Annotated in this window: 18 protein-coding genes; 9 read left to right on the top strand and 9 right to left on the bottom strand. The window is 72.6% G+C overall.

Annotated features, from left to right (window positions below):
• Positions 1-20 precede the first annotated feature (20 nt).
• The gene (locus ACFVZW_RS20220) at positions 21-884 is read right to left on the bottom strand and encodes a 3'-5' exonuclease (protein WP_384523097.1); all 864 of its coding nucleotides are present in this window, start codon (positions 882-884) and stop codon (positions 21-23) included.
• Positions 881-2,332 (bottom strand): dihydrolipoyl dehydrogenase family protein, encoded by a 1,452-nt coding sequence (locus ACFVZW_RS20225; RefSeq protein ID WP_384523099.1) that lies wholly within the window; start codon positions 2,330-2,332, stop codon positions 881-883. The genes ACFVZW_RS20220 and ACFVZW_RS20225 overlap by 4 nt, the downstream gene beginning before the upstream one ends.
• A gap of 196 nt (positions 2,333-2,528) precedes the next feature.
• Between ACFVZW_RS20225 and trxA the strand changes: the two genes are divergently transcribed.
• Positions 2,529-2,894 carry a thioredoxin gene (gene trxA, locus ACFVZW_RS20230; protein ID WP_384523101.1) on the top strand — a complete coding sequence of 122 codons (366 nt, stop codon included), beginning with the start codon at positions 2,529-2,531 and terminating at the stop codon, positions 2,892-2,894.
• A gap of 104 nt (positions 2,895-2,998) precedes the next feature.
• On the opposite strand, the gene ACFVZW_RS20235 is transcribed toward trxA, so the two are convergent.
• The 3 genes from ACFVZW_RS20235 to ACFVZW_RS20245 all read right to left on the bottom strand — a co-directional run bounded on the left by ACFVZW_RS20235 (position 2,999) and on the right by ACFVZW_RS20245 (position 5,751).
• The gene (locus ACFVZW_RS20235) at positions 2,999-4,186 is read right to left on the bottom strand and encodes a thiolase family protein (RefSeq protein WP_384523103.1); all 1,188 of its coding nucleotides are present in this window, start codon (positions 4,184-4,186) and stop codon (positions 2,999-3,001) included.
• A gap of 164 nt (positions 4,187-4,350) precedes the next feature.
• Complete coding sequence (locus ACFVZW_RS20240; RefSeq protein WP_384523105.1) at positions 4,351-4,617, bottom strand: hypothetical protein; 267 nt, start codon at positions 4,615-4,617, stop codon at positions 4,351-4,353.
• A gap of 111 nt (positions 4,618-4,728) precedes the next feature.
• Complete coding sequence (locus ACFVZW_RS20245; RefSeq protein WP_384523108.1) at positions 4,729-5,751, bottom strand: LacI family DNA-binding transcriptional regulator; 1,023 nt, start codon at positions 5,749-5,751, stop codon at positions 4,729-4,731.
• 280 nt (positions 5,752-6,031) lie between these two features.
• On the opposite strand from ACFVZW_RS20245, the gene ACFVZW_RS20250 reads away from it, so the two are divergent.
• From ACFVZW_RS20250 to ACFVZW_RS20260, 3 genes are all read left to right on the top strand, one after another.
• A complete protein-coding gene (locus ACFVZW_RS20250; RefSeq protein WP_384523110.1) occupies positions 6,032-6,739 on the top strand; it encodes an alpha/beta fold hydrolase in 708 nt (235 codons plus the stop codon).
• Positions 6,740-6,753: 14 nt separating this feature from the next.
• Entirely contained in the window at positions 6,754-6,972 is a 219-nt protein-coding gene (locus tag ACFVZW_RS20255) for a hypothetical protein (protein ID WP_384523112.1), read from the top strand.
• An 82-nt stretch (positions 6,973-7,054) separates the two neighbouring features.
• Positions 7,055-8,473 (top strand): flotillin family protein, encoded by a 1,419-nt coding sequence (locus ACFVZW_RS20260; protein ID WP_384523114.1) that lies wholly within the window; start codon positions 7,055-7,057, stop codon positions 8,471-8,473.
• A gap of 131 nt (positions 8,474-8,604) precedes the next feature.
• Here the strand turns inward: ACFVZW_RS20260 and ACFVZW_RS20265 are convergent, their stop codons facing one another.
• Positions 8,605-8,769, bottom strand: coding sequence for a hypothetical protein (locus tag ACFVZW_RS20265; RefSeq protein WP_384523116.1), 165 nt, complete (start codon positions 8,767-8,769; stop codon positions 8,605-8,607).
• Positions 8,770-8,884: 115 nt separating this feature from the next.
• Between ACFVZW_RS20265 and ACFVZW_RS20270 the strand changes: the two genes are divergently transcribed.
• Positions 8,885-9,301 (top strand): type II toxin-antitoxin system PemK/MazF family toxin, encoded by a 417-nt coding sequence (locus tag ACFVZW_RS20270; RefSeq protein WP_329113164.1) that lies wholly within the window; start codon positions 8,885-8,887, stop codon positions 9,299-9,301.
• Between the two features lie 4 nt (positions 9,302-9,305).
• Here ACFVZW_RS20270 and ACFVZW_RS20275 read toward each other — a convergent pair whose 3' ends face one another.
• Positions 9,306-10,136 (bottom strand): TIGR02452 family protein, encoded by an 831-nt coding sequence (locus ACFVZW_RS20275; RefSeq protein WP_384523119.1) that lies wholly within the window; start codon positions 10,134-10,136, stop codon positions 9,306-9,308.
• Positions 10,137-10,268: 132 nt separating this feature from the next.
• On the opposite strand from ACFVZW_RS20275, the gene egtA reads away from it, so the two are divergent.
• Genes egtA through egtD form a run of 4 tightly spaced genes read left to right on the top strand, consistent with a single transcriptional unit; the run spans position 10,269 to position 14,555 of the window.
• Complete coding sequence (egtA, locus tag ACFVZW_RS20280) at positions 10,269-11,528, top strand: ergothioneine biosynthesis glutamate--cysteine ligase EgtA (protein WP_384523121.1); 1,260 nt, start codon at positions 10,269-10,271, stop codon at positions 11,526-11,528.
• Complete coding sequence (gene egtB, locus ACFVZW_RS20285; RefSeq protein WP_384523123.1) at positions 11,525-12,841, top strand: ergothioneine biosynthesis protein EgtB; 1,317 nt, start codon at positions 11,525-11,527, stop codon at positions 12,839-12,841. The genes egtA and egtB overlap by 4 nt, the downstream gene beginning before the upstream one ends.
• Positions 12,841-13,593, top strand: coding sequence for an ergothioneine biosynthesis protein EgtC (gene egtC / locus ACFVZW_RS20290; RefSeq protein WP_384523125.1), 753 nt, complete (start codon positions 12,841-12,843; stop codon positions 13,591-13,593). The genes egtB and egtC overlap by 1 nt, the downstream gene beginning before the upstream one ends.
• Positions 13,590-14,555, top strand: coding sequence for an L-histidine N(alpha)-methyltransferase (gene egtD, locus ACFVZW_RS20295; RefSeq protein ID WP_384523127.1), 966 nt, complete (start codon positions 13,590-13,592; stop codon positions 14,553-14,555). The genes egtC and egtD overlap by 4 nt, the downstream gene beginning before the upstream one ends.
• Here the strand turns inward: egtD and ACFVZW_RS20300 are convergent.
• Both ACFVZW_RS20300 and ACFVZW_RS20305 read right to left on the bottom strand, forming a co-directional pair.
• Positions 14,450-15,334 carry a lysophospholipid acyltransferase family protein gene (locus ACFVZW_RS20300; protein WP_384523129.1) on the bottom strand — a complete coding sequence of 295 codons (885 nt, stop codon included), beginning with the start codon at positions 15,332-15,334 and terminating at the stop codon, positions 14,450-14,452. The two genes, egtD and ACFVZW_RS20300, sit on opposite strands and share 106 nt — an antisense overlap.
• Positions 15,331-16,227 (bottom strand): GNAT family N-acetyltransferase, encoded by an 897-nt coding sequence (locus ACFVZW_RS20305; RefSeq protein ID WP_384523131.1) that lies wholly within the window; start codon positions 16,225-16,227, stop codon positions 15,331-15,333. Before ACFVZW_RS20305 ends, ACFVZW_RS20300 begins: the two co-directional genes overlap by 4 nt.
• Positions 16,228-16,256 lie beyond the last annotated feature (29 nt).

The raw sequence follows: 16,256 nt of genomic DNA on the forward strand, positions 1-16,256 counted from the left end.
CTGCGGCGCGGACAACTCCGTCAGCCTGCCGGCGGGTCCTCCCACGGCAGCGGCTCGACCGCGGCGAACGGCCACTCCAGGGCGTCGGGATGGCGGCGGTGCTGCTCCGCGTTCCAGCGGATCTGTTGGGTGTGGAGCGCCGGGCGCGAGAGCCGGGCGACCGGCGGGTACGAGGCCGCGAGGGCCTGGGCCAGCCCGAGCGTGGCCTCCGCGTCGGACCCGGCCTCCCCGGGGTGGTCGTGCGGGACGCCGTACCAGGCGGTGACGGCCCGCAGGGAGCGGGAGCCGGGGCGGTACCGGTCGGCGTGGCGGTCCAGGACGAGGGGGTCGCAGACGGGCGCCACACCGTGCGGGAGGCGGTCGGTCAGCGTGGGCACCCCATGGCGGAGCAGTTCGGCGTGGAGCGTGGTGAGGACGTACGGGGCGAACCAGACGACCAGGATCTCGTTCGCCGCCAGATGGCCGGCGAGCAGGGTGGCCACCTCGTCCAAGGCCCGCGCGGCGGGCACGCCCTCCGCCCGGGCGCGCTCCGGGGTGACGCCAGGCGTCTTGTCCGGCGCCGAAGATTGGACATTGGATCCAGGATCCATGATCCAATCTCCGATCGCGCCGTCACTGCCCCGGACCGCCGCGGTGAGAATCCGGTCGACGGCCGTCCGGTTGCCGGTGGTCGCGATGTCCAATGCCAGGAGGTGGCGCCGGTGCCAGCCCGGCAGATCCTGCCGGGGCGGCGGCGCGGGTTCCGGTACGTGCCCGGGGTGGAAGACCTCCCAGCCGCCGGTCGGGCCGTGCCTGAGCACCCCGGCCCCGGCCGGCACGACCGCCCCACAGACGGCGCAGGGCCCGTCGTAGTCGTTGGCGAGGTCCGGGACCCCGGGGGTCATGACGTCCCCGCACCGTCCCGGTACGCCTCCAGGAGCCGCAGCCACGCCTCGCTCAGCGTCGGGTACGCGGGGACGGCATGCCAGAGCCGGTCGATCGGCACCTCTCCCGCGACGGCGACGGTCGCCGAGTGGAGCAGTTCGCCGATGCCCGGGCCCACGAAGGTGACACCGAGGACGGTCTCACGGTCCAGGTCGACGACCATACGGGCGTGGCCGCGGTATCCGTCCGCGTACAGGCCCGCGCCGGCCACGCCCGAGAGGTCGAGGTCGACGGCGCGGACGCGGTGTCCGGCGCGCTCCGCCTCGGCGAGGGAGAGTCCGACCGAGGCGCCCTCGGGGTCGGTGAAGACCACCTGCGGCACGGCGGCGTGGTCGGCGGTGGCCGTGTGCGCGCCCCAGCGCTCGGTCTCCGAAACCTCGGTCCCGGCCGCGCGGGCGACGATCGCGGCCCCGGCGATCCGGGCCTGGTACTTGCCCTGATGCGTCATCAGGACACGGTGGTTGACGTCTCCGACGGCGTACAGCCAGTCGCTGCCGGTGACCCGGAGGGTGTCGTCCACGGGCAGCCAGGAGCCCGGCTCCAGGCCGACGGTCTCCAGGCCGATGTCGTCGGTGCGCGGGCTGCGGCCGGTGGCGAAGAGGACCTCGTCGCCCTCGACCCGGTCGCCGCCCTCCAGGACCACGGTGACCGGCCCCGTACCCCCGTCGCGTACGACGGCGGCGACGTCGACGCCGGTCCGGATGTCCGCGCCGCGCTCGATGAGGGCGTCGGCGATGTGTTCGCCGACGAAGGGCTCCATCCGGGGCAGCAGCCCCTTGCCACGCACGAGGACCGTCACGTGGGAGCCGAGGGACTGCCAGGCGGTCGCCATCTCCGCGGCGACCACTCCCCCGCCGACCACGATCAGCCGGCCGGGTACGTGGTGGGAGCTGGTGGCCTCGCGGCTGGTCCAGGGCCTGGCCCCGGTCAGGCCGGGCAGATCGGGCAGCGCGGCGCGGGTTCCGGTGCAGACGGCGACGGCGTGCCGGGCGTTGAGGAGGTGGTGCTCGCCCTCGGGTCCCTCGACGGTGACCTTGCGGGTGCCGCGCAGCCGGCCGTGGCCGCGAAAGAGGCGGGCGCCGGTGGAGTCCAGCCAGCGGACGGCGCCGTCGTCCTTCCAGTCGGAGACGTAGTAGTCGCGGTGGGCGAGAACCGCCGCCGCGTCCAGGGGCCCCTGGACCAGCTGGCGCAGCCCGGGCACCTGGCGGGCGTCGGAGCGGGCGATGGCCGGGCGCAGCAGCGTCTTGCTGGGCATGCACGCCCAGTACGAGCACTCGCCGCCGACCAGTTCGCTCTCCACGACCGCCACGCTCAGTCCGGCCGCCCGGGCCCGGTCCACCACGTTCTCGCCGACCGGCCCCGCGCCCAGGACCACCACGTCGTACTCGTGCTCCACCTCATGTGTCATGCGCACCAGTCTGGTGGCAGGTGTGCGCCGTGGCCACAGGGGAAGGCGCGGCCGTGCACGCTCGGAACGAGGGCCGTGCCCGTGCTGAACAGCGCGGAACTGCGTGGAATAGCGCGACTCGATACACCGTTGTGCGGGGCGAGTCCCCAGGGGACCGTGAGGGACACCCGCCAGGAGACCCGGAGAGGTAGAAAGCATGAGCACTGTTGAGCTCACCAAGGAAAACTTCGACCAGATCGTGAGTGACAACGACTTCGTTCTGATCGACTTCTGGGCTTCCTGGTGCGGACCGTGCCGGCAGTTCGCACCGGTCTTCGAGGCGGCGTCCCAGCGTCATGAGGACCTGGTGTTCGCCAAGGTCGACACCGAGGCGCAGCAGGAGCTGGCCGCCGCCTTCGAGATCCGCTCGATCCCGACGCTGATGATCGTGCGCGACAACGTGGCCGTGTTCGCGCAGCCCGGTGCTCTGCCGGAGGCCGCCCTGGAGGACGTGATCGGTCAGGCGCGCAAGCTCGACATGGACGAGGTGCGCAAGTCCATCGAGGACGCGAAGCAGCAGTAGGAGAGAGCCGCAGGGGCGGTACGGGAGATCCCGTACCGCCCCTCCGGCGTTCCGTAGGCGTCCTCGGCGGCGCCCGCCGAGCGCCCTGGCTCAGCCGCGCCGGCTCAGCGCTCCAGGACCAGTGCCAGCCCCTGGCCGACGCCGATGCACAGCGCCGCGAGGCCGGTGCCCGAGCCCGCCGCGGCGAGCTGGTGGGCCACCGAGCCGGCGAGCCGCGCGCCGGAGGCGCCCAGCGGGTGACCGATGGCGATGGCGCCGCCGCGCGGATTGACGATCTCAGGGTCGAGTTCCGGCCACTCGGCGAGGCAGCCGAGCGACTGGGCGGCGAAGGCCTCGTTCAGCTCGAACGTCGTCAGGTCGCCGAAGGAGCGTCCCGACTTCTCCAGCGCGCGTCGGACCGCCTCGACCGGTCCGAGCCCGAAGAGCTGCGGCTCGATCCCGGTGACGGCGGAGGCGCGGATGCGTGCCAGCGGCTCGCGGCCGGTCTCCCGCAGCCCCTCCTCGTCGACCAGGAGCAGGGCCGCCGCACCGTCGTTGAGCGGCGAGGCGTTCCCCGCGGTGACCGTTCCTCCCTCGCGCCGGAACGAGGGCTTCAGCTTGGCGAGGGCCTCGATCGAGGTGGTGTCGCGGATGCACTCGTCGCGAGCGAGGTCCACGTCCCCGTACGGCACGACCTCGCCGTCGTAGAGCCCCTTGCCCCACGCGGCTGCGGCCTTCTGGTGGCTGGCCAGGGCGAACGCGTCCTGCTGCTCCCGGGTGATGCCGTGCTTGTCGGCGACGAGCTCCGCGCCCTCGCCGAGCCCGATCGTCCACTCGGCGGGCATGCGCGGGTTCGTCATGCGCCAGCCCAGCGTCGTGGAGTGCAGCTGCTGGTGGCCGGCCGGGAAGGCGCGTTCCGGCTTCTGCAGGACCCAGGGGGCGCGGGACATCGACTCGACGCCGCCGGCGATCGCCACGGAGGCGTCGCCGAGCGCGACGGCGCGGGCGGCCTGGATGACCGCCTCGAGACCCGAGCCGCAGAGGCGGTTGACGGTGACGCCCGGGACGGAGGTGGGGAGCCCGGCGAGCAGGACGGCCATGCGGGCCACGTCGCGGTTGTCCTCGCCCGCGCCGTTGGCGTCTCCGAAGTAGACGTCGTCGATCCGGGCCGGGTCGAGGTCGGGCGTACGGTCCACGAGCGCCTTGACCACGTGTGCGGCGAGGTCGTCGGGGCGTACGGAGGAGAGCGCGCCCCCGAACTTGCCGATCGGCGTACGGACGGCGTCGACGATGTAGACGTCGCGGATGCTCATCGGTTCTCTCCCACGTGACCTGCGGTACAACGTTCGCAACGTTCGCCTGGTGAATTTTCCTTCATGGCCGTGCGCGCCGAGTCTCCGTCGGGCGGCGCCTCATGTCAACGGTCCCGCAGCTCGATGCGTGGTGGATGAACCGATACCACCGCACCCACGGGTCGCTACCCCGTCGCATGCCGGATCAGCGCCGTCAGACCGTAGTCCAGCTCGCGGCCGTCGACCAGCAGCGCCTCGACCGTGCGGGTCTCGGGGTCGATGTCCGCGGCCAGGCCGTGGCCCTCGTAGCGCGGATACCCCGTGGCCCCGGTCCGGCCCGTGGCCTCGACGACCGCCGACCGGACCGCGCTGTCCTCGACGGACGCTCCGCCCCGGTCCTCCACGTGCTCGGGAACGAGGAGGATCTCGAAACGCCTCGGAAAGGTGCTCATGCCTCGACGCTAAGCCGCAGCGGCGCCGAGCGCTCAGCCGAGTGCCGAGGCCGAGCGCTCGGCGGGACCTCCAGGGGTGAGCGTCGAGCCCGGCTCCCCGGAGTCGAGCGCTCAGCTGGATTCCCTGGGCACGACCTGCGAGGCCATCAGGTCCCGCGCCTCCGGGGTGCCCTCCGGATCGCGGACCGCGCTGTCGACGAGCTCCGCGAGGCGCCGGCCGATCACCATGTCGATCCGGACCGTGGTCAGCCGGGGCCGCAGCAGCCGTCCGAGCAGCAGATCGTCGGAGCCGACGACCGCCGTCTCCTCCGGGACGGAGATCCCGGCATCCTGCAGGGCACGCATCAGGAGCATCGCGTACTCGTCGTTGTACGCGAAGACGGCGTCGAGCCCGAGCTCGCGCCATCGCCCGGCGAGCTCGTTCGCCGAGTCCTCCTCGTACCGCAGCGGCAGGGGTACGACGATGGCGTCGGTCCCCGCCACCGCCTGCCGGGCGCCGTCCAGCCGAGGGCCCGAGAACATCTCAAGACCCGGCTCCTCGGGAACCACCACGCCGATCCGGCGCCTGCCGCGCTCGAGCAGATGCCCGGCGGCGACGCGGCCGACCCTCGCCTGGTCCATGACCAGGGCGTGCGTTCCCGCGACCCGCTGCGGGCCGACGGTGATCACGGCCTTCGCGCCGGAGCGCTTGAGGATCTCCACTCCGTTCGGGGTCAGCTCGACCTCGCCGAAGGAGACCACCGCGACCGGACGGAGCTCCGCCCAGGCGCGGGCGGCCTCGTCCCCGTCCAGGCCGAGACTGCCGTACTGCACCACGGTGTAGTCGAGCCGGCGAAGCGCCCACTGGAGTTCGTTGAAGAACGTGCTGTAGAGCGGACCGATCGGCACCTGCGCGGTCGGCAGCAGGACCATCCGGCTGTGGCCGGCGCGCAGGCTGCGGGCCGCGGCGTGGGGCACGTAGCCGAGTTCCTCCGCCGCCTCGCGCACCCGTTGGCGCGTCGGCTCGCTGATCCGCACGGCCGCGGTGTTGTTCAGCACGTACGACACGGTCGCTCTGGACACGCCCGCGAGGCGCGCGACATCGGCACTGGTCGGGACGGCACGGTCGGCGGACTGTCTGGGTGACTGGCTCATCGCTCCGGCATCTTTCCAGACCGATCCGGCCGGGGGTCCGGCGGATGGCCGGAATCGAGTACCACATGGTGCTGACACGTGTCGACCGCCCTGAACGTACCCAACGCCGGGCCGCAGACCGTCGCGCCGTTCGTCGCCTCGCGCGTCGTCTGCTCGGCGGCGGATACACCGCACTGTTCCTGTCCTCGCCGCCGTACTGTCGGTGCTCGGGGCGCTCGCCGTGCGCCCGATCCGTACCGTGCGCTGAAGACGAGAAGACGACACCCCGAGAGGCATCGACGTGCGACTGAACACCACGACGTGGGGATCCGGTGACCGGATCGCGCTGCTGGTCCACGGCATCATGGCCGACCACCGCACCTGGCGGCAGGTCGGACCGGCCCTGGCCGAGCGCGGCTACCGGGTGATCGCCGTGGACCTGCGCGGCCATGGCGCGAGCCCGCGCGCCGATGGCCCCGAGGGCTACCGCCCGTCGGACTACGCCGACGACCTCGTCGAGAACCTTCCCGTGGGAGCCGAGTTGGCCCTGGGCCACTCGCTCGGCGCCCTGGCCCTCGCGGCCGCCGTGGAGCGGCTCGCGCCGCGCCGCGCGGTCTACTCCGACCCGGCCTGGCATCTGCCGGCCGGGGAGGAGGGCTATCGCCCGGAGATGTTCACCCAGGGCAAGTCCCTCACCCGCGAGCACATCAGGATCCTCAACCGCCGCTGGGCGGAGGTGGATCTCGACATCGAGGTCGAGACGGTGAGGCTCTGGGACGAGCGGACCGCCCACGGCCTGGTGGGCGTGGTGGGCCGGGACATGTGGCCCGTGCGGCCGTTCGTCCCCTCATTGATCACGCTGGCCGACCCGAGCTTCCTCGTCCCCGCCGAGAGGGCGCAGATGCTCAAGGAGCGCGGTTTCGAACTCCGTACGGTCGTCGGCGCGGGTCATACGATCCACCGGGACGACTTCGACGGGTTCATGACCGCCCTGGAGGGCTGGATCTGACGTACCTTTTGGTCATGGACGACGTCTCGATGGTGGGAATGCTCGGCCGGGTCACCGGCACCGTCGGACCCGGCCTCGTCGGCGAGGTGATCGTCCGGATCCGGGGCGGCGCGGAGCACTTCCTCGCCCATGCCGCCAATCCCAAGGAGCGGATCGAGACCGGGACGGTCGTGATGGTCTTGGAACATCTCCCTCCACGCACCGTCTATGTCACAGCCGCGTACGACAGTTGACCGATCCATTGAGCGCCGGCCATGAGCAGGCGCACACTCCCTTCACCGGATCCGCACGGCTCCGGTGAAGGGGGAGCTGCCCATGGGCATCGGCATCCTGGCGGGCGGCGTGATCGGCGCCGTCCTCGTTCTCATCGCACTGTTCAAACTGATGTGGCGCGTCGCGGAACCCAACGAAGCGCTCATCATCTCCGGTTCCAACCACAAGATGGAGGGGCTCGGCGAGGGGATGGGCTTCCGGATCGTCACCGGCCGCGGCACGCTCGTGCTGCCGGGGGTCCAGGCGGTACGGAAGCTGTCGCTCGACCTCAACGAGACCCAGCTGCAGGTGGAGTGCGTCACCCACCAGGGCATTCCGCTCAAGGTCCGGGGTGTGGTGATCTTCAAGGTGGGCGACGACTTCGTGTCGATCGCCAACGCGGCCCGCCGTTTCCTCGACCAGCAGAAGCTGATGTCGGAGCGGGTGCACATCGTCTTCGCCGGTCATCTGCGCGCCATCGTCGGCGGGTTGACGGTCGAGGACATGATCCGTGACCGGGAGAAGCTGACCGGACAGGCCCGTTCGGCCTGTGGCACGGAGATGGAGAAGCTCGGTCTGATCGTCGACTCGCTGCAGATCCACGAGATCGAGGACCCGACCGGGTACATCAAGAACCTGGCCGCGCCGCATGCCGCGGCGGTCCAGCGTGACGCCCGGATCGCGCAGGCGGAGGCCAACCGGCGGGCGACCGAGGCGGAACAGCAGGCCGCGGCGCGGATGTCGGAGGCGACCCGCGACAGCGAGATCCTCCAGGCCGGCTATCAGGCCGAGCGGGACCAGGCGTCCGCGAAGGCCCGACAGGCCGGTCCGCTGGCCGAGGCGGGAGCGCGCCAGGAGGTCGTCGTCCAGGAGACCCGGGTCGCCGAGCTGGAGGCGCACCGCAAGGAGCAGCAGCTCCAGGCGGACGTCCGCAAGCCCGCGGACGCCGAGGCGTACAAGACCCGGACGCGGGCCGAGGCCGAGCGCGACGCCCGGATCTCGGCGGCGCAGGCGGAGGCCAAGGAGACCGAGCTGGCCAGTGCCGCCCAGGCGACGGCGACCCGGCTGACCGGTGAGGCGGAGGCGGCGGCCCAGCAGGCGAAGGGGCTGGCGATCGCCGAGTCGACCCGGGCCAAGGGTCTTGCCGAGGCCGAGTCGATCAAGGCGAGGGCGGCGGCGCTCGCCGAGAACCAGGAGGCGGTGGTCGCGCAGCAGCTGGCCGAGAAGTGGCCGGAGATCGTCGAGGCGGGCGCTTCCGCCTTCGGCAATGTGGACCAGATGGTCCTGCTGAACGGCGCCGACGGCATGGCGGAGATGTTCGCCAAGGCGCTGACCATGGGCGGGACGGGTCTCGGCCTGGCCCGTCAGCTGCTCGCGACGATGGGTCCGGACGCCAGGACCGCGGTGGCGCCCTCGGTCAACGGCGCGTCGCCGCCCGCTCCCCGGGCGGAGGCGATCCCGGTCGGCGACGACCAGGAGTAGCCGCTCGGGTGCACGACCACAGGCCGGGCCCGGCGCCGTACTGGCGTCGGGCCCCGGTCGTGCGTCTGCGTCTACGTCTGCGTCAAGATCAGGCGGATGATCAGGCGCGTGGAAGATCGGTCGTGCGGAAGTCAGTTGTGGCCGAACTTCCGCTCCTTCTTGTGGGAGACCTGCTCGATGATCGGCCGCGGGGTCTCACGTACGGACGGCGTCTGTTCCTTCGTCGTCGCCTCGGTCCTGTGCTCGTGACCGCCCGTACGGGCACCGCGGTTCACCCGGGTCTGTTTCTTGCCCACGATCGTGCCTCCTGACGGCGAAAATCGGACGCTGGGTCCGTTTTCAGCCTCGCACGCGGGTACGAACACCGCATGTCAGGGACGGCATGCCCGGCCAGGGCTCTACGGTGGATCCGTGACGACCTTCCAGCACTCCACGACCGAGGCCGACCCGCACGCGATCGGCCCCGTCCGCACGTCCTACGCCCCCGACCGCGACGGCGCCCCGGATCCCGGGGAGATCGTGTGGACCTGGGTGCCCTTCGAGGAGAACGACGGACGGGGCAAGGACCGTCCGGTTCTGGTGGTGGCGCGGGAGGAGGCCGGGACGCTCCTCGCCGTACAGCTGTCCAGCAAGCGCCATGACAGTGATCGCGAGTGGGTGGCCATCGGGGTGGGCGACTGGGACAGCGCGCGTCGCGAGTCCTGGGTGGATCTCGACCGGGTGCTGCGGGTCCACGAGGCGGGGATGCGCCGGGAGGCGTGCGCCCTGGACCGGCCGCGTTTCGACCGTGTCGTCGAGCGCCTGATCGAGCGCTACGGCTGGTCGTAGCCGGTCACGCGCCCGCGAGCACCCGCTGGAACGCGCCGAGCGTGGTCCGGTCCTTGGTGCGGTCGAGGATCCCGAAGACGATCTCGTCGAAGTGGCCGGCGAAGCGGCCTCCGTCCGTCAGCAGCGCCCGGAAGGCGGCCGCGACCTCGGCGGGGTCGTTCTGGAAGACGCCGCAGCCCCAGGCGCCGAGGACGAGCCGGCGGTAGCCGCCCGCCACGGCGGTCTCCAGCACGCGCTCGGCGCGGGCCGCGAGAACGGCCGGGACGCGGTCGGCGAGCTCGGGGGTCTGCCGGCGGATCACGCCCGCGTTGGGGGCGGGCGAGGTCAGGAAACCGACCGTGAACGGCTCGCTCAGAAGCTCGCCGCGGTCGTCGCGGAAGACGGGGACGCCGGGTGACAGGATCACCCGGTCCGTATAGAAGGCGTCTCTCTCGGCCCGGTGGTGCGCGTAGTACTCGGGGGCGCGCAGGAGCGTGGTGTAGAGGGCGGAGGCCCGGCAGACGGCCTCTTCCTGGGCCTGGGCGCCGTTCAGATAGCCACCGCCGGGGTTGCGCGCAGAGGCGAAGTTCAGGACGGCCACGGGGGCTGCATCGTCCCTGGTCATGCGCCGTGCGGCGACGAGGCTGCTCTCGTCGGTGACCGTGATGGCGGTGGTGCGGTGGGAGTCCGGGGCGAGGGGGACGGGGACGGGCTCGGGGCCGTAGAGCCGGGTTCCGGCCACGGCCGCGCTCAGCTCCGCCTCGATCGAGACAATCCGCCCTCCGGGGGCCCGGTAGCGGCCCGCCTCGACGATCTCCTCGGTCTGCTTCGCGATCCCCCGCAGTCGTGCACTCATGCGCGCAAGCTTGATCGAATCGGCTCCTCCGGGGCAACGGGATATTCACCGCGCTGCCGAAGGGGCGCTCTTGCACGCCGGTCGGACGTGGCTTTAGGTGGAATCAGCGCCTTCCGAGACAGGAGGAACGACATGTCGTCGAGCGGCATACCGCAGAGCGGTTCCGCCCTCACCGAAGACGAGGCCGAGGACCTGCTGCGATGTATCTGCTTCAAGACGGGCCCACCCCGTGCGCTCGGGGTGGAGGTGGAATGGCTCGTCCACGAGCTGCGTGACCCGCGGCTTCCCGTCCCACCCCAGCGGCTGGCCTCGGCCGTCGACACCGTACGGTCCCTGCCGCTGGCCTCGGCGATCACCCTCGAACCCGGCGGACAGCTGGAGCTCAGCTCGCCGCCCGCCACCTCTCTCATGGGGTGCGTCGACACTCTCTCGGCCGATCTCCGCGCGGTACGTGACGCGCTCACCCCCCTCGGGCTCTCGCTCGGCGGTTACGGGGTCGATCCCTGGAACGCGCCGCGGGACCGACTGCTGCGCGAGCCCCGGTACGACGCGATGGAGGCCGCTCTCGATCGCACGGGGCCGTCCGGCCGGGCCATGATGTGCGACTCGGCGTCGGTGCAGATCTGTCTGGACGCCGGTCACGAGGAGCCCGGACCGCTCGGCTACCACCGCCGGTGGCAGCTGGCCCATCTGCTGGGCGCGGTCCTGGTGGCCGCGTTCGCCAACTCGCCCGTCCACGGCGGGCGACGGACCGGCTGGCGGTCGACCCGGCAGTCGCTGTGGACCGATCTCGACCCTGCCCGCGCGCTCGCCCCCGCTCCGGACGGGGAGCCCCGGGCGGCCTGGGCCACCCATGTGCTGGACACCCCGGTGATGTGCGTGCGGGGCGAGGAGGCACCGTGGGTGGTCCCGGAGGGTCTCACCTTCCGGGAGTGGCTGCGCACTGGCCGCCCCCGCCCGGCCGACGAGGACGATCTGCGCTACCACCTGACGACGCTGTTCCCGCCGGTGCGGCCACGCGGGCATCTGGAGCTGCGGATGGTCGACGCCCAGCGCGGTGCGGACGGCTGGATCGTGCCGGTGGCCGTGACCGCCGCGCTGTTCGACGATCCGGAGGCCGCCGAGAGCGTCTACCGGGCGGTCAAGCCGCTGGCCGAGCGGGCCGGCCCGGAGGCGGCCCCGCGCAATCCGCTCTGGCTGGCCGCGGCCAGGGACGGGCTCACCGACCCCGATCTGCATGCCGTCGCGCTCGAGGCGTTCCCCGCCGCGCTGGAGGCGCTCCCCCGGATCGGGGCGAGCGAGGCCGTGCAGCGGGCGGTGGCCGCCTTCCATGAACGGTACGTACTCCCCGGCAGCTGTCCCGCCGACGACATCCAGGAGGTGGCGTCATGACCGTGACGACGGATCCCTCGGCCCTGCGGCAGCGTGCTCTCGACGCGCTCACCACCGCGCGGGAGCGCACCGCGCTGCTGACCTCCTGCGTCGAGGACGACGAACTCATCGCACAGCACTCCCCGTTGATGTCCCCGCTCGTGTGGGACCTGGCGCACATCGGGAACCAGGAGGAGCAGTGGCTGTGGCGGGCCGTCGCGGGGCGTGACGCGCTGCGCCCGGAGATCGACTCGATCTACGACGCCTTCGAACACCCGCGCGCCAGCCGCCCGTCCCTGCCCCTGCTGCCGCCGGCCGAGGCCCGGGCCTACGCCTCCGATGTACGGGGCCGGGTCCTGGACGTCCTGGCGGCCACCCCGCTGGAGGGGCGGCCGCTCGTCGAGGCGGCTTTCGCCTTCGGCATGATCGCCCAGCACGAACAGCAGCACGACGAGACCATGCTGATCACCCATCAGCTGAGAAAGGGTCCACAGGCACTGACCGCTCCCCCGCCGCCGGCCACCGGCACCGGCGGGCTGCCGGTCGAAATCCTGGTCCCCGGGGGGCCGTTCACGATGGGCACCTCGGACGAGCCGTGGGCGCTGGACAACGAACGCCCGGCGCACGCCCGGACGGTCCCGGCGTTCTTCATCGACACCGTCCCGGTCACCAACGGCGCCTACATGGCCTTCGTCGCGGACGGCGGCTACACGGACGAGCGCTGGTGGCAGGCGGAGGGCTGGGAGCAGATCCGCAAGCACGACATCGCCGCGCCGCTGTTCTGGCGGCGCGACGGCGGGCAGTGGATGCGGCGCCGGTTCGGGGCGACGGAGCCGGTGCCCGAGGACGAGCCGGTGGTGCATGTCAGCTGGTACGAGGCGGATGCCTACGCCCGCTGGGCCGGACGCAGGCTCCCCACCGAGGCCGAGTGGGAGAAGGCGGCCCGGCACGATCCGGCGAGCGGGCGTTCGCGCCGCTATCCGTGGGGTGACGCCGACCCCGCGCCCGAGCATGCCAATCTCGGCCAGCGCCATCTGCGGCCCGCCCCCGCCGGAAGCTATCCGGAGGGCGCTTCGCCGCTCGGGGTACGGCAGTTGATCGGGGACGTATGGGAGTGGACGTCCAGCGGCTTCCTGCCGTACCCGGGATTCACCGCCTTCCCGTACAAGGAGTACTCGGAGGTCTTCTTCGGTCCGGCGCACAAGGTGCTGCGCGGCGGGTCCTTCGCGGTCGACGAGGTGGCCTGCCGGGGTACGTTCCGGAACTGGGACCTGCCGGTGCGCAGGCAGATCTTCTCCGGATTCCGGACCGCACGGGACGCGGAGCTCGTCTGATGTGCCGTCATCTCGCCTTCCTCGGCGAGCCGGTACCGCTCGGAGAGCTGCTGCTGCGGCCGCCGCACTCACTGGAGCGGCAGGCGTGGCAGCCGCGCACCCAGGACAGCGGAGTGGTGAACGCGGACGGCTTCGGCGTCGGCTGGTACGCCGACGGCGACCCGGTGCCGGCCCGTTACCGCCGGGCCGCTCCCATCTGGGGCGATCTCTCCCTGGCCGATCTCGCACGGGTGGTACGCACCGGGGCGCTGCTCGCGGCGGTCCGGGGCGCCACCCGGCCGGGCGCGGACGGGGAGGCCGCGGCGGCCCCGTTCGCGGCGGGGTCGTGGCTGTTCAGCCACAACGGAGCGGTGGCGGGCTGGCCCGACTCGCTGACATCCCTGGCCGCGTCCCTGACCGCCGGGGAGCTGCTCGCCCTGGAGGCCCGCACGGACTCGGCGCTGGTGTGGGGTCTCGTACTGCACCGGCTGCGGGCCGGCGACTCGCCGGGGCGGGCGCTCGCCGACACCGTACGGGAGGTCGCCGAGGCCGACCCGGATTCCCGCCTCAATCTCCTTCTCACCGACGGCACCGAGATCGCCGCGACCGCCTGGGGGAACTCCCTCTGGTACCTGCGGCGCCCCGATCGCACGGTCGTGGCCTCGGAGCCGTACGACGACGATCCGCTCTGGCGCGAGGTGCCGGACCGCACCTTGCTGACCGCCACCCGCGCCGATGTCACCCTCACCTCGCTCAAGGAGCCCTCCTCGTGAGCCCGTTCCAGCTGACCCGCACCCTTCCCGAGGACGCCACGGACGCCGACCTGCGCGCCGACGTCCTGCACGGTCTGACCCGTCTGCCCAAGGAGCTGCCGCCGAAGTGGTTCTACGACGCGCGCGGCAGTGAACTGTTCGAGCAGATCACCAAGCTCCCCGAGTACTACCCGACCCGCGCGGAGCGGGAGATCCTGATCGCCCGGGCCCACGACATCGCCGCGGCGACGGGGGCGCGGACGCTGGTGGAGCTGGGGTCCGGCTCCTCCGAGAAGACCCGGTTCCTGATCGACGCGCTGCTGCCCGAGCTGGACAGCTACGTCCCGGTGGACGTGAGCGAGTCGGCGCTGAGGGGTGCGGCGGAGGCGCTGCTCGCGGAGCGGCCCGGGCTCCACATCCACGCCCTGGTCGCCGACTTCACGCGGGGGCTGGCCCTGCCCGGCACACCCGGGCCGCGCCTGGTGGCGTTCCTCGGGGGCACGATCGGCAATCTGCTGCCCCACGAGCGCGAGGTCTTCCTGCGTTCGGTCCGGGCGATGCTGACGCCCGGCGACGCCCTGCTGCTCGGCACGGACCTGGTGAAGGACGAGGCGACGCTGGTCGCCGCGTACGACGACGCCGCCGGGGTGACGGCGGAGTTCAACAAGAACGTGCTGGCGGTGATCGCCCGCGAGCTGGACGCGGACGTGCAACCGGACGACTTCGACCATGTGGCGCTCTGGGACCACGAGCGGGAGTGGATCGAGATGCGGCTGCGGGCGCGTCACGCGCTCACGGTGAAGATTCCCGAGCTGGATCTGGTGGTGCCGTTCGAGGCGGGTGAGGAGGTACGGACGGAGGTGTCGGCGAAGTTCCGTCAGGCGGGCGTGCGCGCGGAGCTGGCGGAGGCGGGGCTCGAGATGACCCGCTGGTGGACGGACAAGGAGGGGCGGTTCGCGCTGTCGCTGGCGACGGCTCGCTGAGCCGCACGGGCCAGGGAGCGGCGGTCCGGATATTGGACGTTGGATATCGGATCCAATATCCGGATCTCCGCGGTGAGGCCGCGGGCCACCGCGATCCGCCAGAGCGAGGCGGCGAGCGGATCGTCCCCGACGAACGCGGCGGGCCCTGTCGGCCGGTACTCCAGCCGTACTGGCTGGACGGGGACGGCGGCATCGAGGGCGGCCTGGAAGGCGGCCGGCCGGAAGGCTCCCCCGCCCCGGCCGCACCAGGTGGATCCCTCCGGGAAGACGATCACCCGTCCCCCGCCCGCCAGCGCCCGCTCCATCGAGCGGACGGTGGCGGGCAGGGCCCGTAGCCGGTCACGGTCGAGGAAGAGGGTGCCGCCCCGGGCCGCGAGCGGCCCGAGCACCGGCCAGGCCCGGATCTCCTTCTTGGCGAGCATCCGGCCGGGCAGGACGGCGGCCACGAGGGGGATGTCCAGCCAGGAGATGTGGTTGGCGACGATCAGCAGCGGCCCCTCGGCGGGCGCGGGGACGCCGCTGACCTTCAGGCGGACGCCGAAGGCCCGGAGCACCAGTCGGCACCACCGGCGGACGAGCGCCCGGCGGACGGCGGACGGCAGCGGCACCGCCAGGGGTGCGAGCAGCACCCCGAGCAGGACTGCGGCGACGCCCACGACGAGCCGGGCCGTGGCCCGTACGGGCCCGGAGGCCGGTCCCGTCTGCCGCGCGCAGGGATCGGGTGCGCACGGCGACGTCGGCAGCCAGGGCGAGGCGGAGGCGGAGCCGGCGGCGGTCACTGCGCCGGTGCGAGGGAGAGGAAGTGACGCAGGTAGCGGGGGTTGGTGTTGCGCAGTGACAGCAGGACGTAGAGGTCGGCCACGCCGAAGTCGACGTCGTGGGCGGGCGCGCCGCAGACCCATGCGCCGAGTCGCAGATAGCCGCGGAGCAGCGGCGGGAGTTCGACGCGGCCCTCGGGGCGGGTGATGCCGTCGGGGGTCCAGAGCTTGTGCGGGGTGACCCAGTACTCCTCGGGGGCGAGGTGCTTGGCCTTGACGGTGTCCCAGGTGGCGGCGGCGAGGGTGCCGCCGTCGGCGAGCGGGATCGAGCAGCAGCCGGCCAGCCAGTTGTGCCCGGTGCGGGTCATGTAGCGGGCGAGCCCGGCCCAGATCAGGGCGATGACCGCGCCGTTGCGGTGGGCGGGGTGGACGCAGGAGCGGCCGACCTCGACGAGGTCGTCGCGGACGGGGGCGAGCCTGCCGAGGTCGAACTCGCTCTCGGAGTAGAGACGTCCGGCGATCCGGGCGCGATCGGGCGGCAGGACGCGGTACGTGCCGACGACCTCGCCGGTGGCCTCCTCGCGTACCAGCAGGTGGTCGCAGTAGGCGTCGAAGGCATCGGTGTCGAGGCCCGGCTCGGGTCCGTCGAGACGGGCGCCCATCTCACCCGCGAAGACCTGGTGACGCAGACGCTGGGCGGCGCGGACGTCCTCCTGGGTGCGGGCGAGACAGACGACGTAGCGGGGCTCCGGGTCGGCGGCCGGGGCCGCGGAACGGGGCTGCGGCTGGGCCGGGACACCGGCGTACGGGACGGCCGGCGCGGTGACGCCCGACGGGACACCCGCGGGAACGGGGAGACCGGCGGGGACGGGGACGGCGGGGGCCGCAGCGGCTGCGGGCGACGGTGCGGGCATGTCGGGCTCCTCCGGCGTACGGAAGGGGG

Source organism: Streptomyces sp. NPDC059567, from assembly GCF_042735655.1.
GTDB lineage: Bacteria > Actinomycetota > Actinomycetes > Streptomycetales > Streptomycetaceae > Streptomyces.